A 17313-nucleotide genomic window follows, 5' to 3' on the forward strand; every position below is an offset into this window, starting at 1 on the left:
GCCTGATCTGATGCAAGCTTAAACACTGGGGATGCATGTTGTTCAAACCTCATCGCTTCGTACCTAAGACGGTTGCTGCCGCGGCGCTCGCCGCGCATGGTCTCGCGGCACACGCAACGGCGCCCTTCGTGGTGCAGGACATCAAGATCGAAGGCTTGCAGCGCGTCGAAGCGGGTTCCGTGTTCGCCTACCTGCCGATCAAGCAGGGCGATACGTTCACCGACGACAAGGCATCCGAAGCGATTCGCGCGCTGTACGCGACGGGCTTCTTCAACGACGTGCGGATCGCGACGCAGGGCAGCGTCGTGATCGTGCAGGTGCAGGAGCGTCCGGCGATCGCGTCGATCGACTTCACCGGCATCAAGGAATTCGACAAGGACAACCTGAACAAGGCGCTGAAGGCGGTGGGCCTGTCGCAGGGGCGTTACTACGACAAGGCGCTCGTCGACAAGGCCGAGCAGGAGTTGAAGCGCCAGTACCTGACGCGCGGCTTCTACGCGGCGGAAGTGTCGACGACGGTCACGCCGGTCGACGCGAACCGCGTGTCGATCCTGTTCGCGGTCGCCGAAGGCCCGAGCGCGAAGATCCGTCAGATCAACTTCATCGGCAACAAGGCGTTCAAGACGAGCACGCTGCGCGACGAGATGCAGCTGTCCACGCCGAACTGGTTCTCGTGGTACACGAAGAACGACCTGTACTCGAAGGAAAAGCTGACGGGCGACCTCGAGAACGTGCGCTCGTACTACCTGAACCGCGGGTATTTGGAGTTCAACATCGAGTCGACGCAGGTGTCGATCTCGCCGGACAAGAAGGACATGTACCTGACGGTGGCGCTGCATGAAGGCGAGCCGTACACGGTATCGAGCGTGAAGCTCGCGGGCAATCTGCTGGATCGCCAGGCCGAGCTCGAGAAGCTCGTGAAGATCAAGCCGGGCGACCGCTTCTCGGCCGAGAAGCTGCAGCAGACGACGAAGGCGATCGTCGACAAGCTCGGCCAGTACGGCTACGCGTTCGCGACGGTGAACGCGCAGCCGGAGATCGATCAGGCGACGCACAAGGTGGGCCTCACGCTCGTCGTCGATCCGAGCCGCCGAGTGTACGTGCGGCGGATCAACATCGTCGGCAACACGCGCACGCGCGACGAGGTCGTGCGCCGCGAGATGCGCCAGCTCGAGAGCTCGTGGTTCGATTCGAGCCGCCTTGCGCTGTCGAAGGACCGCGTGAACCGTCTCGGCTACTTCACCGACGTCGACGTGACGACGGTGCCCGTCGAAGGCACGAACGACCAGGTCGACGTGAACGTGAAGGTCGCCGAAAAGCCGACGGGCGCGATCACGCTCGGCGCGGGCTTCTCGTCGACGGACAAGGTCGTGCTGTCGGCCGGCATCTCGCAGGACAACGTGTTCGGCTCCGGCACGAGTCTCGCGGTGAACGTGAACACCGCGAAGAGCTACCGCACGCTGACCGTCACGCAGGTCGACCCGTACTTCACCGTCGACGGCATCAAGCGGATCACCGACGTGTTCTACCGCACGTATCAGCCGCTCTATTACTCGACGAACTCGAGCTTCCGGATCATCACGGCGGGCGGCAACCTGAAATTCGGCATTCCGTTCTCGGAAACCGACACGGTCTATTTCGGCGCGGGCTTCGAGCAGAACCGTCTCGACGTCGATTCGAACACGCCGCAGTCGTATCAGGATTACGTGAACGAGTTCGGCCGCGTGTCGAACACGGTGCCGCTCACGATCGGCTGGTCGCGCGACGCGCGCGACAGCGCGCTGATCCCGAGCCGCGGCTACTTCACGCAGGCGAACGCCGAATACGGCGTGCCGGTCGGCAAGATCCAGTACTACAAGATGGACGTGCAGGGCCAGTACTACTACTCGTTCGCGCGCGGCTTCATCCTCGGCCTGAACTTCCAGGCGGGCTACGGCAACGGCATCGGCAATCCGTACCCGATCTTCAAGAACTACTACGCGGGCGGTATCGGCTCCGTGCGCGGCTACGAGCCTAGCTCGCTCGGCCCGCGCGACACGAAGACGAACGATCCGATCGGCGGCTCGAAGATGGTGGTCGGCAACATCGAGCTGACGTTCCCGCTGCCGGGCACGGGCTACGACCGCACGCTGCGCGTGTTCACGTTCCTCGACGGCGGCAACGTGTGGGGCAACGCGCCGGGCGGCACGAGCACGGGCGCGAACGGCCTGCGCTACGGTTACGGTGTCGGTCTCGCGTGGATCTCGCCGATCGGGCCGCTCAAGCTGAGCTTGGGCTTCCCGCTGCAGAAGCACGAAGGCGATCAGTATCAGAAATTCCAGTTCCAGATCGGGACGGCATTCTGATCGATCAGGCACTGACTACAGCATCGAGAGGGTAATCTTGCTAACCGGTAAGTTTTCGAAACGAGTGATGTGCGCGCTGGCGCTCGCTGCCGCGCTCGGCGCGACGGCCGCGCATGCGCAGGACGTCGCGCGCATCGCGGCCGTCAATTCGGATCGGATCCTGCGCGAATCCGCGCCCGCGAAGGCCGCGCAAACGAAGCTCGAAGCCGAGTTCGCGAAGCGCGACAAGGATCTGCAGGACATGGCCGCGCGCCTGAAGTCGATGTCCGACGCGCTCGACCGGAACGGTCCGACGATGTCGCCCAACGACCGCGCGCAGAAGCAGCGCGACCTCGCGCAGCTCGACACCGATTTCCAGCGCAAGCAGCGCGAGTTCCGCGAGGACCTGAACCAGCGCCGCAACGAGGAGCTCGCGGCGGTGCTCGACAAGGCGAACAAGGTGATCAAGCAGATCGCCGAGCAGCAGAACTACGATCTGATCGTGCAGGAAGCGGTGTACGTGAGTCCGCGCATCGACATCACCGACAAGGTGCTGAAGGCGCTCGCATCGCCTTCGAGCCTGTCGAACTGAACGGAGCGAACGTCGAATGGCATTGACGCTTGAGGCGCTCGTCGCGCGGTTCGGCGGCGAGATCGTCGGCGACGGCCGGCGCGAGGTCGGCGGTCTCGCGCCGCTCGATCAGGCTGGCCCGCAGCACCTCGCGTTCCTCGCGAATCCGAAGTATCTGGCGCAGGTCGAGACGACCGCCGCCGGCGCGGTGCTGATCGCGCCGCGTGATCTCGAGAAGCTCGGCGCGGCCGCGAACGGCCGCAATTTCATCATCACGCCGAATCCCTACGCGTATTTCGCGCGGGTCGCGCAGATGTTCATCGATCTCGCCGCGCCGCAGCGCGCGGCCGGCGTGCATCCAAGCGCGACGATCGATCCTGCCGCGCAGGTCGCCGCGAGCGCGGTGATCGGCCCGCACGTGAGCGTCGAGGCGGGCGCCGTGATCGGCGAGCGCGTGCAACTCGACGCGAACGTGTTCGTCGGGCGCGGCACGCGGATCGGCGACGACTCGCACCTGTACCCGAACGTCACGATCTATCACGGCTGCACGCTCGGGCCGCGCGCGATCGTCCATTCGGGCGCCGTGATCGGCTCCGACGGCTTCGGCTTCGCGCCGGATTTCGTCGGCGAAGGCGACGCGCGCACGGGCGCGTGGGTCAAGATTCCGCAGGTCGGCGGCGTGAAGGTCGGCCCCGACGTCGAGATCGGCGCGAACACGACGATCGACCGCGGCGCGATGGCGGATACCGTCATCGACGAATGCGTGAAGATCGACAATCTCGTGCAGATCGGCCACAACTGCCGGATCGGCGCATACACGGTGATCGCCGGCTGCGCGGGCATCGCGGGCAGCACGACGATCGGCAAGCACTGCATGATCGGCGGCGCGGTCGGCGTCGCCGGCCACGTGACGCTCGGCGACTACGTGATCGTCACCGCGAAGTCGGGCGTATCGAAATCGCTGCCGAAGGCCGGCATCTATACGAGCGCGTTTCCGGCCGTCGAGCACGGCGACTGGAACAAGAGCGCGGCGCTCGTGCGCAATCTGGACAAGCTGCGCGATCGGATCAAGGCGCTCGAGACCGCACTGGCCGCGCGGGAAGGCGACGCCGGCGGCGCATGAACTCACGTCGGCCGGATCTCGCGACGCAGCACTCGCAGGCTGCCCGCCGCGCCGGCCGATCGAACCGCGCGCCGCTTTCCCCAACGCGGCCCGCATCAGCATTTGCAGTTATCACCGCGCAGCCATTGCGTGAGACGAACCATCATGAGCACTGAAAAAATCAACTTCGACATTCACAAGATCCTCACGCTGCTGCCGCACCGGTATCCGATTCTGCTCGTCGATCGCGTGCTCGAACTCGAACCGCACAAGTCCATCAAAGCGTTGAAGAACGTGACGGTCAACGAGCCGTTCTTCACCGGCCACTTCCCGAAGCGGCCGGTGATGCCGGGCGTGCTGATCATCGAAGCGCTCGCGCAGGCGGCCGCGCTCCTCACGTTCGCCGAGGCGGAGCCGAAGGATCCGGAGAACACGCTGTATTACTTCGTCGGCATCGACAACGCGCGCTTCAAGCGCGTCGTCGAGCCGGGCGATCAACTGATCCTGAACGTGACGTTCGAGCGCTATATTCGCGGCATCTGGAAGTTCAAGGCCGTTGCGGAAGTGGACGGCAAGGTCGCGGCGGAAGCCGAGCTGATGTGCACGGTCAAGACGGCCGACGCGGCGCCCTGAGCGCGCGGCACGCAAGGCTACGCAACGCGACATAGACATTGAGAGGCAACGGCGCATGAGCAGGATTCACCCCACGGCGATCATCGAGCCGGGCGCGCAGCTCCACGAGACGGTCGAGGTCGGCCCATACGCGATCGTCGGTTCGAACGTGACGATCGGCGCGCGCACGACGATCGGCTCGCACAGCGTGATCGAAGGCCATACGACGATCGGCGAAGACAATCGCATCGGCCATTACGCGTCGGTGGGCGGCCGTCCGCAGGACATGAAGTACAAGGACGAGCCGACGCGGCTCGTGATCGGCGATCGCAACACGATCCGCGAATTCACGACGATCCACACGGGCACCGTTCAGGACGCGGGCGTCACGACGCTCGGCGACGACAACTGGATCATGGCGTACGTGCACATCGGTCACGACTGCCGCGTCGGCAGCCACGTGGTCCTGTCGAGCAACGCGCAGATGGCGGGGCACGTCGAGATCGGCGACTGGGCGATCGTCGGCGGGATGTCGGGCGTTCACCAGTACGTGCGAATCGGCGCGCATTCGATGCTGGGCGGCGCGTCCGCGCTCGTGCAGGACATTCCGCCGTTCGTGATCGCGGCGGGCAACAAGGCCGAGCCGCACGGGATCAACGTCGAAGGGCTGCGCCGACGCGGCTTCTCGCCGGACGCAATTTCCGCGCTGCGCAGCGCGTACCGTATCCTGTACAAGAACAGCCTGTCGCTCGAAGAGGCGAAGGTCCAGCTGAGCGAGCTCGCGCAGGCGGGCGGCGACGGCGACGCGGCCGTGAAGGCGCTCGTCGACTTCGTCGAGTCGTCGCAGCGCGGCATCATTCGCTGAACGATGGCGTTCCAACCCACACCGCTGCGCGTCGCGCTCGTCGCGGGCGAACCGTCGGGCGACCTGCTCGGCGCGTCGCTCCTCGGCGGGCTGCACGCGCAGTTGCCCGCATCGTCCCGCTATTACGGGATCGGCGGGCCGCGCATGACCGCCGTGGATTTCGACGCGCACTGGCCGATGGAAAAGCTCGCGGTGCGCGGCTACGTCGAGGCGCTCAAGCACATTCCCGAGATCCTGCGCATTCGCGGCGAACTCAAGCGCCAGTTGCTCGCTGAACCGCCCGACGCGTTCATCGGCATCGACGCGCCCGATTTCAACTTCGGCCTCGAGCAGGCGCTGCGCGGCGCCGGCATTCCGACGGTCCATTTCGTCTGCCCGTCGATCTGGGCATGGCGCGGCGGCCGGATCAAGAAGATCGTCAAGGCCGTCGACCACATGCTGTGCCTGTTCCCGTTCGAGCCCGAACTGCTCGAGAAGGCCGGCGTCGCGGCGACGTTCGTCGGCCATCCGCTCGCCGACGAGATTCCGCTCGAACCCGACATGCACGGCGCGCGAATCGCGCTCGGCCTGCCGGATAGCGGCCCCGTGATCGCGGTGCTGCCGGGCAGCCGCCGCTCGGAGATCGAGCTGATCGGCCCGACGTTCTTCGACGCGATGGCGTTGATGCAGCAGCGCGAGCCCGGCGTGCGCTTCGTCGTGCCGGCCGCGACGCCCGCGCTGCGCGAGTTGCTGCAGCCGCTCGTCGACGCGCACCCGTTGCTGTCGGTCACGCTGACCGAAGGCCGCGCGCAGGTCGCGATGACGGCGGCCGATGCGATCCTCGTGAAGAGCGGCACCGTGACGCTCGAAGCGGCGCTGCTCAAGAAACCGATGGTGATCTCGTACAAGGTGCCGTGGCTCACGGGGCAGATCATGCGCCGGCAGGGCTATCTGCCGTACGTCGGATTGCCGAACATCCTCGCGGGCCGTTTCGTCGTGCCTGAGCTGCTGCAGCATTTCGCGACGCCCGAGGCGCTCGCCGACGCGACGCTCACGCAACTGCGCGACGATGCGAACCGCCGCACGCTCACTGGTATTTTCACCGACATGCATCTCGCGTTGCGCCAGAACACCGCGCAGCGCGCGGCCGAGGCCGTCGCGCGCGTGATCGACAGCAGGAAGCCGCACTGATGGCGACGGCTCGCAAACCCCGCGGCGGCGCCGGTGGCGCGGCCCAGCCCGCGCTCGATTTCGACGCGCCGGGCGAGATCGTCTGCGGCGTCGACGAAGCCGGGCGCGGCCCGCTTGCCGGGCCTGTCGTCGCGGCGGCCGTCGTGCTCGATCCGGCGCGGCCGATCGTGGGCCTCGACGATTCGAAGGCGCTGTCCGCGAAGAAGCGCGAGCGGCTCTTCGACGAAATCGTCGCGCATGCGCTCGCATACTGCGTCGCATCGGCAAGCGTCGAGGAAATCGACACTCTCAACATCCTGCACGCGACGATGCTCGCGATGAAGCGCGCGGTCGAAGGGCTCGCGGTGCGGCCGACGCTCGCGAAGATCGACGGCAACCGCTGCCCGATGCTCGCGATCCGCAGCGAAGCGATCGTCGGCGGCGACGCGCTCGTGCCGAGCATCTCGGCCGCGTCGATCCTCGCGAAGGTCACGCGCGACCGGATGCTCGTCGAGCTGCATCAGCAGTTTCCGATGTACGGATTCGATGCGCACGCGGGCTACGGCACGCCGCAGCACCTCGCCGCCTTGCGCGAGCATGGGCCGTGCGAGCATCACCGGCGCTCGTTCGCACCGGTGCGCGAAGCCTTCGATCTGATTCGATGAAAGCGATCACTTCCCGCGACAATCCGCTGTACAAGCGCCTGAAGGCGCTCGCGGGATCGACCCATCAGCAGCGCCGCGGCGGCCAGGCGCTCCTCGAGGGGCTGCATCTCGCGAGCGCCTATCTCGATGCGGCGGGGCAGCCGGAGCTGTGCGTCGTCACCGACGGCGCGCTCTCGCACGCGGAGGCGCGCGAGACCGTCGCGCGCATCGAGCCGGCGCGGGTCGTCACGCTGCCCGACGCGCTGTTCGGACAACTGTCGAACGTCGTCAACGGCGTCGGGCTGTTGCTGCTCGTCGCAAGGCCGGCGCCAGCGTTGCCCGAGCGCGTGTCGAACACGTCGGTCGTGCTCGATGGCGTGCAGGATGCGGGCAACGTCGGCTCGATCCTGCGCAGCGCGGCCGCGGCGGGCGTGAAGCAGGTGTTCTGCGCGCCGGGCACCGCGTACGCGTGGTCGTCGAAGGTGCTGCGCTCGGCGATGGGCGCGCATTTCCTGCTCGACATCCACGAGGATGTCGACGCCGGCACGCTGATCGAGCGGCTTGCGATTCCGGTCGCGCTGACCGATTCGCACGGCGCGCGCGCGATCTACGACTGCGATCTGACGGGGCCGGTCGCGTGGGTATTCGGCAACGAAGGGGCGGGCGTGTCCGTCCGGTGGCGCGACGCGGCGACGCACCGTGTGACGATTCCGCAGCCGGGCGGGATGGAATCGCTGAACGTGGCCGCTGCGGCTGCGGTTTGCCTTTTCGAGCAATGCCGGCAGCAACGCGCGCCCGGCGCATGACGCACGCGCGCTTTTTCTCTTTCTCGCGATCGCGGTGATTCGACGGCGGCGCGCCGGCTTGCGCGATCCCGCGTCGTCGATCGCGCAAGCTGCCCGCACCGCTTGCCGCGATGCATGCCGAGCGCGCCGGGCATGCCGCGCGATGCGCCGCGCATCGCGCGGCGTCGTCAATACGACTGCCGCTCGAGCTTGATTTCCTGCAGGATCGTCGTCGCGATCTCCTCGATCGATTTGTGTGTCGACGACAGCCACTTGACCCCTTCGCGCCGCATCATCGCCTCCGCCTCGTTGATCTCGTAGCGGCAGTTCTCCGGCGCCGCGTACTTGCTGCCGGGGCGGCGCTCGTTGCGGATCTCCGAGAGGCGCATCGGATCGATCGACAGCCCGAACAGCTTGTCGCGATGCGGATGGAGCGGCGTCGGCAGCTTGCCGCGCTCGAAGTCTTCCGGAATCAGCGGGTAGTTCGCCGCCTTCACGCCGTACTGCATCGCTAGATACAGGCTCGTCGGCGTCTTGCCGCTGCGCGACACGCCGATCAGGATCACGTCCGCGTCAGCAAGGTTGCGATTCGACTGGCCGTCGTCGTGCGCGAGCGAGAAGTTGATCGCCTCGATCCGCGTCTTGTATTCCTCGGTATCCGCATTCTGGTGAACGCGGCCCATCGCATGGCTCGATTTCAACTGCAGTTCTTGCTCGAGCGGCTCGACGAAGCGCTGGAACATGTCGAGCACGAGCGCGTTCGAGCGCTTGACGATCTCGTTCGATTCACCGTCGACGAGCGTCGTGAACACGATCGGCCGGCGGCCGTCGTGCTGCGCGGCGTCGTCGATCTTCTGGACGGTGCCGTACGCCTTCTCGATCGAATCGATGAACGGCACGCGCACGAGCCGGAATTTCTGATCGAACTGGGACAGGATCGAATGCGCGAAGGTTTCGGCGGTGATCCCGGTGCCGTCGGAGACGATGAATACGGTTGGAAGCATGAATCGAAGCGTCGAGCGTGTGCGTGGCGGCCGCGCGCGGCCGGGAAGCGGTCATTCTAGCAGGCGTGGGTGCGCGGCCCGGAGGGAAGCCGCCGCCGACGGTCCGGCGTCTTCTCGTCTGCAACGGCGACGAGCGATTGCTTCGGATCGGACGATTAGCATTTGCGGATCGCGCAATAGTCGAGACGCGCGCGCGTTGAAATGATCTGTAATATTTCGTCATGCTGCTCGAAAGGCGCCAGGCAATAGCGGAGACCGGAATCATTTCGTCGAACGACCATTGGCGTAGTTTGAATCAGGGCGTTAGTCGATCTGGTTAATTCGGAATCCTGCTTGATTGGGGAGGGCGGCGCCGGCTTTCGCGAGAGCCGGCGGCGATATTCGTTCACAGGTCGTCTGGCGGCCGGGGCGGGAGAGCGGCCTCGTTCGCGCCTGGGCAGCAGTCATCGCGGCACTCGTCCGCAAGCAGTTCGGCGGTTCGCTTTCATGGTGTTTCGACTGTATTCAAACCGAATGAGGAACGACAAAATGACGTCAAGAAAATGGGCCGGGCTTCGTGCTCCGCAAACGAAGCACGCGATTTGCGCGGCGACGCTTTTTGCCGCGACGACGTTGAGCGCGCACGCGGCGGCGCCGGCGTGGGTCGACACGCAGACCCGCGCTTATCCGGCATTTCCGCAGCAGGCGCGTGCCGCGTCGCAGGCTTCGGCAGCGGCGTCTGCGGCTGGAAAGGCGATCGACGCGGCGCCCGGCGAGCCGGTGCGCGTTGTCGTCAGTCTCAATCTCAACGACGAAGCAAAGCTCGATCGCTTCCTGCTCGATCTGCATACCCCCGGCAGCGCCGCTTACGGCCGGCCCCTCACGCCCGCCGAATTCACCGCGCGGCATGCGCCGACGCCTCAACAGGTCGCGCTCGTCGAAGCGCATCTGCGCCGGGCCGGGTTCCGCGACATCGAGGTGTCGCCGAACCGGCTGCTGATCTCGGCGACGGGCACCGCGGCCGCGGTCAAGACGGCGTTCAACACGCGGCTCAAGCGCTTCACGCTCGAGGGCCGGCGCGTCTACGCGAACCAGGACGCGGCGCAGGTGCCCGCCGAGCTCGGCCGGATCGTCGGCGCCGTGCTCGGGCTCGACAACGCGACGCTCGCGCGCACGTACAACCGCCAGGCGGCGGTGACGGGCACGGTCGGCGGCGCGAAGGCGTCGCTTGCCGCGCGCGCGAGCGACGCGACGGCGGCCGCGAGCGGCACGCCCGTGCTGACGGGCCACGATCCGCTCGAATTCTCGCGAATCTACCGCGCGGGCGCGACGCCGACGGCTTCACTGACGACAGTCGGCGTGATCATGGCGGGCGACGCGGCACCCGTGCTGCGGGATCTCGACACGTTCGCGGCGAAGGCGGGGCTCGCGCGCGTCGCGGCGACCGTCACACGCACCGGGCCGCCGGGCAGCGACTACAACGACAATTCGGGCCTGAGCGAATGGGATATGGACAGCCAGGCGATCGTCGGCGCGGCGGGCGGCGAAGTGAAGGGAATCGTGTTCTACGCGGCGCCTTCGATGCTGCTCTCCGACATCACCGAAGCGTACAACCGCGCAGTCGCGGACAATGTCGCGAAGGTGATCAACGTGTCGCTCGGCGTGTGCGAGGCGGATGCGCGCGCATCCGGCACGCAGGCGGCGGATGACCGGATCTTCAAGAGCGCGGTCGCGCAGGGGCAGACGTTCGTCGTCGCGGCGGGCGACGCGGGCGCGTACGAATGCAGCGTGAGCCGCGTGTCGGGTGGCCAGGGCGTGCCGGCGCGCTCGAACTACTCGGTCAGCGAGCCCGCGACGTCGCCGTACGTCGTCGCGGTCGGCGGCACGACGCTGTCGACCGACAAGACGACGCTCGCGTATGCGGGCGAAGTCGCGTGGAACGAGGGCTTGCAGCCGATCGGCGTGTACGACGCGTACGGCAGCTACGACGGCACGCAGCGTCTTTGGGCGACGGGCGGCGGTTACAGCAAGAACGAAGCGGTGCCGGCGTGGCAGCGAAGCGTGCTCGGCGCGTCGGCGAGAACGCGCGCGCTGCCCGACGTCGCGTTCGATGCGGACGGCCGCAGCGGCGCGCACGTCTATGTGAACGGCCGGACTGAGCAATGGGGCGGCACGAGCCTCGCGGCACCGATCTTCACGGGCATCTGGGCGCGCGTGCAATCCGACAACGGCAACCGGCTCGGCTTTCCGCTCGCGAGCCTCTATCGCTACGTGCCGTCAAACCGCGCGCTTGCGCGCGACGTGAAATCCGGCCACAACGGTTCGGGCGGCTACGGCTACAAGGCGGGCGCGGGCTGGGACCCGGTGACGGGCTTCGGCAGCCTCGACGTCGCGAACTTCGCCGCGTTCGTGAAGAAGACGGCCGATTTCGCGCGATAAGCAACGCCGCGCCGGTGCGCGGCGCGCACGCTTGCGTGGATTCGTCTTCGGTGACGGAGGGGGCGATGCGCCGCGATCGGCGTGGCGCAAGGCGTCGCGCCGCATCGCCGCCGGCTTCGCGCTATGCTCGTGCGGGCGCCGCGTGAGCGGCGCTTCGCTCGTCGAACGACCCGGGAGCCATGATCGTGAGCAAAAGATTCGCCAGCGCCGTACTCGTCGCGCTTGCGTTGATCGGCGGCGCGGCCGCGCAACCCCTGCCGTTGCCCGACCGCCTGATCGACCTCGGCAGCAGCGCCGGCGAGCGGATGCTGGCGGAGAGCGGCGCGCGCAGCGCGTACGCATCGCTCGGCAGTCACTTCGTCACGCAGCAGACGCAGAGCTATTGCGGCGTCGCGTCGCTCGTGATGGTGCTGAACGCGCTGCGCGTGCCGGCGCCCGCCGCCGCGCAATATCCGCCGTTCCATTATTTCACGCAGGACAACGTGCTCAACGACGCGACCGAGAAGATTCGCCCGCGCGCGCAGATCGAACTGCACGGCATGACGCTCGATCAGCTCGGCGCGCTCGCGCACGCGCTCGGCGCGAGCGGCGACATACGTCACGCGTCGGACGTGTCGATCGACGCATTTCGCGCGGACGCGGTCGCGCACCTCGGCCGCCCGGGGCGTTACGTGCTCGTCAACTACCTGAGAAGCCGCCTCGGCCAGCAGACGGGCGGCCACATCTCGCCGCTCGGCGCGTACGACGCCGCGGCCGACCGCTTCCTGATTCTCGATGTGTCCCGCTACAAGTATCCGCCCGTCTGGGTGACGACGGCAGATCTCCACGCGGCGATGAATACGCCCGACGCGGACAGCGGCGGCCGCAGCCGCGGCTACGTGCTGATCGACGGGGCGGCCGGCGGCGGCTGAGCCCGGACGTGGAGGCGCGGCTTTCTGGCGGCGCGGGTGCGGGGCGGCGCGCGTCTTCGGAATGCGTCCGGCACACATGGGCCGCCCGGGCGGACGGCGCAAACGAGCAACGGCAGGCGCGGCCGGCCGGCGGAGCGCCGCGCATCGACGAAAGGGCGTTCGGGCTTGCAACGCGTACGTCGACATCCGGCATTCCGTGTCCGAGCGCTGCATGCCAAGGTTTCGGGGCTAGATCGAAAACCCGAAATCGGCCACCGTCCGCCGCTTGCCGCTTGCTTGGCGCCGTCCACCACCTTGCGCTGAAGCCGATGCGCGGTGCATCGAACGCATCCATGTCACACCGTCGCCAGGCGCCGGCATCCTCGGCGCGGAACGGAATCCGGCAATCCGGCGAGCGAGCCCGCGCCCGGAAACGCGCTCCGGTGCGCCGCGCGTCGAAACCGCGCGCTAGAGCGCCATTGCGAGCGGGTTGCGCCACATCCGCTAGCCGGCACGGTAGAATAGCGGCAACCTGTTGGATAAGCCCTTGCGGCTGATGCGTGGCGCGGCCGCGTTTCGGATCGCGATGCGCTACGGATTCCCGGCAAGTTCGGCGATTTGTCTGCTTTTTCGCCTTTCTTCCGGGATTTTTTGCAAGCGCGCCGGAATCGCCGCGACCCTGCGAAGGCTTATCCGACAGGTTGTGCAATGCGCGTCCCGCTTTTTGCAAGCGGCCGCGCTCCGAGCCCGTTGCACGATCGAGCATTTTTTTCACACTTAGGGGCTTGTATGACTAACGCAGCAAACGTCGCAAAGGATCAGGCGTATGTAATTCCGTTCGAGCAGTTGCGAATGACCGATGTCGAAATCGTCGGCGGCAAGAATGCGTCGCTCGGCGAGATGATCAGCCAACTGGCCGAGGCAGGCGTGCGCGTGCCCACCGGTTTCGCAACGACCGCGCTCGCATTCCGCGATTTTCTCCAGCACAACAACCTCACCGAACGCATCGCGCAACGTCTCGAGTCGCTCGACGTCGACGACGTGAAGGCGCTCGCCGAAGCCGGTGCCGAGATCCGCAAGTGGATCGTCGACGCGCCGCTGCAGCCGCGCCTCGAGCAGGAAATCCGCTCGCAGTTCGAGATCCTGAAGAACGGCTCGCCGGGCGAGCTGTCGTTCGCCGTGCGCTCGTCCGCGACCGCGGAAGATCTGCCCGACGCATCGTTCGCCGGTCAGCAGGAGTCGTATCTGAACGTCGTCGGCATCGAGGATGTGCTCGACCGGATGAAGCACGTGTTCGCGTCGCTGTACAACGACCGCGCGATCTCGTACCGCGTGCACAAGGGCTTCACGCACGCCGAGGTCGCGCTGTCGGCAGGCGTGCAGCGGATGGTGCGCTCGGACGTCGGCGCGGCCGGCGTGATGTTCACGATCGACACCGAATCGGGCTTCAAGGACGCCGTGTTCATCACCGCGAGCTACGGCCTGGGCGAAACCGTCGTGCAGGGCGCGGTGAACCCGGACGAGTTCTATGTGTTCAAGACGACGCTCGAGCAGGACAAGTACCCGATCATCCGCCGCTCGATCGGCTCGAAGCTGATCAAGATGGAGTTCACGCAGCCGGGCGAGCCGGGCCGCGTGAAGACGGTCGACGTGCCGCACGAGCAGCGCAACCGCTATTCGATCACCGACGACGACGTGATCGAGCTCGCGAAGTACGCGGTCATCATCGAGAAGCACTACCAGCGTCCGATGGACATCGAGTGGGGCAAGGACGGCCGCGACGGCAAGATCTTCATCCTGCAGGCGCGCCCCGAAACGGTGAAGAGCCAGGCGCACGGCAAGGTCGAGCAGCGTTTCAAGCTGAAGGGCCAGTCGCAGGTGCTCGCGACGGGCCGCGCGATCGGCCAGAAGATCGGCGCGGGCCCCGTGCGCGTGATTCACGATCCGTCGGAGATGGAGCGCGTGCAACCGGGCGACGTGCTCGTCGCCGACATGACCGACCCGAACTGGGAGCCGGTGATGAAGCGCGCGTCCGCGATCGTCACGAACCGCGGCGGCCGCACCTGCCACGCGGCGATCATCGCGCGCGAGCTCGGCGTGCCGGCGGTGGTCGGTTGCGGCGACGCGACCGACGTGCTGAAGGACGGCTCGCTCGTCACCGTGTCGTGCGCGGAAGGCGACGAAGGCAAGATCTACGACGGCCTGCTCGAGACCGAGGTGTCCGAGGTGCAGCGCGGCGAGCTGCCGAGCGTGCCGGTCAAGATCATGATGAACGTCGGCAACCCGCAACTCGCGTTCGACTTCTCGCAACTGCCGAATGCCGGTGTCGGCCTCGCGCGCCTCGAGTTCATCATCAACAACAACATCGGCGTGCATCCGAAGGCGATCCTCGAGTATCCGAACATCGACGCCGACCTGAAGAAGGCGGTCGAGAGCGTCGCGCGCGGCCACGCGTCGCCGCGCGCGTTCTACGTGGACAAGCTGACGGAAGGCATCGCGACGATCGCGGCGGCGTTCTATCCGAAGCCCGTGATCGTGCGCCTGTCCGACTTCAAGTCGAACGAGTACAAGAAGCTGATCGGCGGCTCGCGCTACGAGCCGGACGAGGAAAACCCGATGCTGGGCTTCCGCGGCGCATCGCGCTACATCGCCGAGGACTTCGCGCAGGCGTTCGAGATGGAGTGCATGGCGCTCAAGCGCGTTCGCGACGAGATGGGCCTGACCAACGTCGAGATCATGGTGCCGTTCGTGCGCACCGTGAAGCAGGCGGAGCGCGTCGTCGGCCTGCTCGGGAAGTTCGGCCTGAAGCGCGGCGACAACGGCCTGCGCCTCATCATGATGTGCGAAGTGCCGTCGAACGCGATTCTCGCCGAAGAGTTCCTGCAGCACTTCGACGGCTTCTCGATCGGCTCGAACGACCTGACGCAGCTGACGCTCGGCCTCGATCGCGACTCGGGCATGGAACTGCTCGCCGTCGACTTCGACGAACGCGATCCGGCCGTGAAGTTCATGTTGAAGCGCGCGATCGACACGTGCCGCAAGCTCGACAAGTACGTCGGCATCTGCGGTCAGGGTCCGTCCGATCACCCGGATTTCGCGAAGTGGCTCGCCGACGAAGGCATCGCTTCGATCTCGCTGAACCCGGACACGGTCATCGAGACGTGGCAGGCGCTCGCCGCGAAGCAGTAATTCGCGGTAATCGCCGGTCCGGGCGGCGGGCGTCGATCGCCGTCCGGATGAAGGTGAATTGCAAGGTTCGTGCTATAAACACCCCGGTAACGCCGGGGTGTTTTTCTTTGCGCAACGGGAGGTGCGATGGTATCGGGGCAGTTTTTTTGGTGGATCGGCGTCGGCGTGTTCGTCGTGGCGGAACTGCTGACGGGAACGTTCTACCTGCTGATGATCGCGCTCGGCTTTCTCGCGGGCGGCCTCGCGCATCTCGCGGGCGTGCCCGCCGCGTGGCAGCTTGCCGCCGCCGCGCTCGTCGCGCTCGTCGCCGTGATCGCGTTGAGGCGCTCGGGGCTCGGCCGCAAGCAGAAGCGCGACGCCTCCGCGAATCCCGACGTCAACATCGACATCGGCGCGACGATCGCAGTCAAGCAGTGGCACGATCGCCGCGCGCGCGCGCAGTATCGGGGCGCGCAGTGGGACGTCGAGCTTGCCGCCGGCGAGCGCGAGGACGCGCATCTGTACGAGGTGCGGGCGGTGCGCGGCACTTGCCTGATCGTCGCCGCGAAGCCGCCGGCATGATCGGGCGCGTTGTCAGGGGCGCTTTTGCACTCGTTTTTGCGCGTGTGTTCGCGCATTCGGTTTTCATATTCCAACCAGGAGGACCAGCTTCATGGATTCGTTGATCGTCTGGGCGGTGCTGCTCGTCATCGCTTTCGTGATCGTGTCGCAGACGGTGAAGATCGTGCCGCAGCAACACGCATGGGTGCTCGAGCGCTTCGGCCGCTATCACGCGACGCTGTCGCCCGGCCTGAACATCGTGCTGCCGTTCGTCGACCGGATCGCATACCGGCACGTGCTGAAGGAGATTCCGCTCGACGTGCCGAGCCAGATCTGCATCACGCGCGACAACACTCAGTTGCAGGTCGACGGCGTGCTTTACTTTCAAGTCACCGATCCGATGAAGGCGTCGTACGGGTCGAGCAACTTCGTGCTCGCGATCACGCAGCTCGCGCAGACCACGCTGCGCTCCGTGATCGGCAAGCTCGAGCTCGACAAGACGTTCGAGGAGCGCGATTTCATCAATCACAGCATCGTGTCGGCGCTCGACGAGGCGGCCTCGAACTGGGGCGTGAAGGTGCTGCGCTACGAGATCAAGGATCTGACGCCGCCCAAGGAGATCCTGCACGCGATGCAGGCGCAGATCACCGCGGAGCGCGAGAAGCGCGCGCTGATCGCCGCGTCGGAAGGGCGCAAGCAGGAGCAGATCAATCTCGCGTCGGGCGCGCGCGAGGCGGCGATCCAGAAGTCCGAGGGCGAGAAGCAGGCGGCGATCAACCAGGCGCAGGGCGAGGCGGCCGCGATTCTCGCGGTGGCCGAGGCGAACTCGCAGGCGATTCAGAAGATCGCGCTGGCGATCCAGTCGCAGGGCGGGATGGACGCGGTGAACCTGAAGGTGGCCGAGCAGTATGTCGGCGCGTTCGGCAACCTCGCGAAGACGGGCAATACGCTGATCGTGCCGTCGAACCTGTCGGATCTGAGCACGGCGATCGCGTCGGCGCTGACGATCGTGAACCGCAGCGCGCCGGGCGCGGCAGGCCCGGGCGTGAGCAAGGGCTGAGCGCCGCGCGCCGGAATGCGCGGCGCGGATCGAATGACGCGCCGCATGTGGAAACGGCCCACTTCGAATCGATCGAAGCGGGCCGTTTCGGTTTCGGCTCCGCTCGCGCGAAAGGCGGCGCGCGTGCCGCGGCCGTGACGGGCGGGGCGAGACGTATGCG

General features: G+C 66.7%; 13 protein-coding genes and 1 pseudogene. 13 read left to right on the top strand and 1 reads right to left on the bottom strand.

Features of this window, described 5'->3' with window-relative positions; genetic code table 11:
• Positions 1 to 35: 35 nt before the first annotated feature.
• From bamA to BTH_RS22645, 8 genes are all read left to right on the top strand, one after another.
• Positions 36 to 2345: an outer membrane protein assembly factor BamA gene (gene bamA / locus BTH_RS22610; RefSeq protein WP_080511498.1), complete on the top strand. Its 2310-nt coding sequence runs from the start codon at positions 36 to 38 to the stop codon at positions 2343 to 2345.
• Positions 2346 to 2412: 67 nt separating this feature from the next.
• Positions 2413 to 2916 carry an OmpH family outer membrane protein gene (locus BTH_RS22615; RefSeq protein WP_009890452.1) on the top strand — a complete coding sequence of 168 codons (504 nt, stop codon included), beginning with the start codon at positions 2413 to 2415 and terminating at the stop codon, positions 2914 to 2916.
• 16 nt (positions 2917 to 2932) lie between these two features.
• Positions 2933 to 4018, top strand: a complete 1086-nt coding sequence (gene lpxD / locus BTH_RS22620) for a UDP-3-O-(3-hydroxymyristoyl)glucosamine N-acyltransferase (protein WP_009890454.1) — start codon at positions 2933 to 2935, stop codon at positions 4016 to 4018.
• Between the two features lie 144 nt (positions 4019 to 4162).
• Complete coding sequence (gene fabZ, locus BTH_RS22625; RefSeq protein WP_006026072.1) at positions 4163 to 4630, top strand: 3-hydroxyacyl-ACP dehydratase FabZ; 468 nt, start codon at positions 4163 to 4165, stop codon at positions 4628 to 4630.
• 55 nt (positions 4631 to 4685) lie between these two features.
• Positions 4686 to 5474 (top strand): acyl-ACP--UDP-N-acetylglucosamine O-acyltransferase, encoded by a 789-nt coding sequence (gene lpxA / locus BTH_RS22630; protein WP_009890458.1) that lies wholly within the window; start codon positions 4686 to 4688, stop codon positions 5472 to 5474.
• Between the two features lie 3 nt (positions 5475 to 5477).
• The gene (lpxB, locus tag BTH_RS22635; RefSeq protein WP_009890460.1) at positions 5478 to 6644 is read left to right on the top strand and encodes a lipid-A-disaccharide synthase; all 1167 of its coding nucleotides are present in this window, start codon (positions 5478 to 5480) and stop codon (positions 6642 to 6644) included.
• Positions 6644 to 7288 (top strand): ribonuclease HII, encoded by a 645-nt coding sequence (gene rnhB / locus BTH_RS22640; protein ID WP_009890463.1) that lies wholly within the window; start codon positions 6644 to 6646, stop codon positions 7286 to 7288. Before lpxB ends, rnhB begins: the two co-directional genes overlap by 1 nt.
• On the top strand, positions 7285 to 8073 hold the full coding sequence (locus BTH_RS22645) for a TrmH family RNA methyltransferase (protein WP_009890465.1): 789 nt from the start codon (positions 7285 to 7287) through the stop codon (positions 8071 to 8073). The genes rnhB and BTH_RS22645 overlap by 4 nt, the downstream gene beginning before the upstream one ends.
• A 167-nt stretch (positions 8074 to 8240) precedes the next feature.
• Here the strand turns inward: BTH_RS22645 and BTH_RS22650 are convergent, their stop codons facing one another.
• Complete coding sequence (locus BTH_RS22650) at positions 8241 to 9056, bottom strand: posphoenolpyruvate synthetase regulatory kinase/phosphorylase PpsR (protein ID WP_009890467.1); 816 nt, start codon at positions 9054 to 9056, stop codon at positions 8241 to 8243.
• 513 nt (positions 9057 to 9569) lie between these two features.
• On the opposite strand from BTH_RS22650, the gene BTH_RS22655 reads away from it, so the two are divergent.
• From BTH_RS22655 to BTH_RS22675, 5 genes and pseudogenes are all read left to right on the top strand, one after another.
• Positions 9570 to 11474 (top strand): S53 family peptidase, encoded by a 1905-nt coding sequence (locus tag BTH_RS22655; RefSeq protein WP_009890469.1) that lies wholly within the window; start codon positions 9570 to 9572, stop codon positions 11472 to 11474.
• A gap of 86 nt (positions 11475 to 11560) precedes the next feature.
• Positions 11561 to 12385 (top strand): annotated as a pseudogene (locus tag BTH_RS22660) (phytochelatin synthase family protein); the annotation flags it as partial.
• Positions 12386 to 13153: 768 nt separating this feature from the next.
• Positions 13154 to 15553, top strand: a complete 2400-nt coding sequence (ppsA, locus tag BTH_RS22665) for a phosphoenolpyruvate synthase (RefSeq protein WP_011402243.1) — start codon at positions 13154 to 13156, stop codon at positions 15551 to 15553.
• A 126-nt stretch (positions 15554 to 15679) separates the two neighbouring features.
• A complete protein-coding gene (locus BTH_RS22670) occupies positions 15680 to 16114 on the top strand; it encodes an NfeD family protein (RefSeq protein WP_009890475.1) in 435 nt (144 codons plus the stop codon).
• Between the two features lie 91 nt (positions 16115 to 16205).
• Complete coding sequence (locus BTH_RS22675) at positions 16206 to 17153, top strand: SPFH domain-containing protein (RefSeq protein ID WP_009890477.1); 948 nt, start codon at positions 16206 to 16208, stop codon at positions 17151 to 17153.
• The last annotated feature ends 160 nt before the right edge of the window (positions 17154 to 17313 follow it).

Origin of the sequence: Burkholderia thailandensis E264 (assembly GCF_000012365.1) — a bacterium.
GTDB classification, from domain to species: domain Bacteria; phylum Pseudomonadota; class Gammaproteobacteria; order Burkholderiales; family Burkholderiaceae; genus Burkholderia; species Burkholderia thailandensis.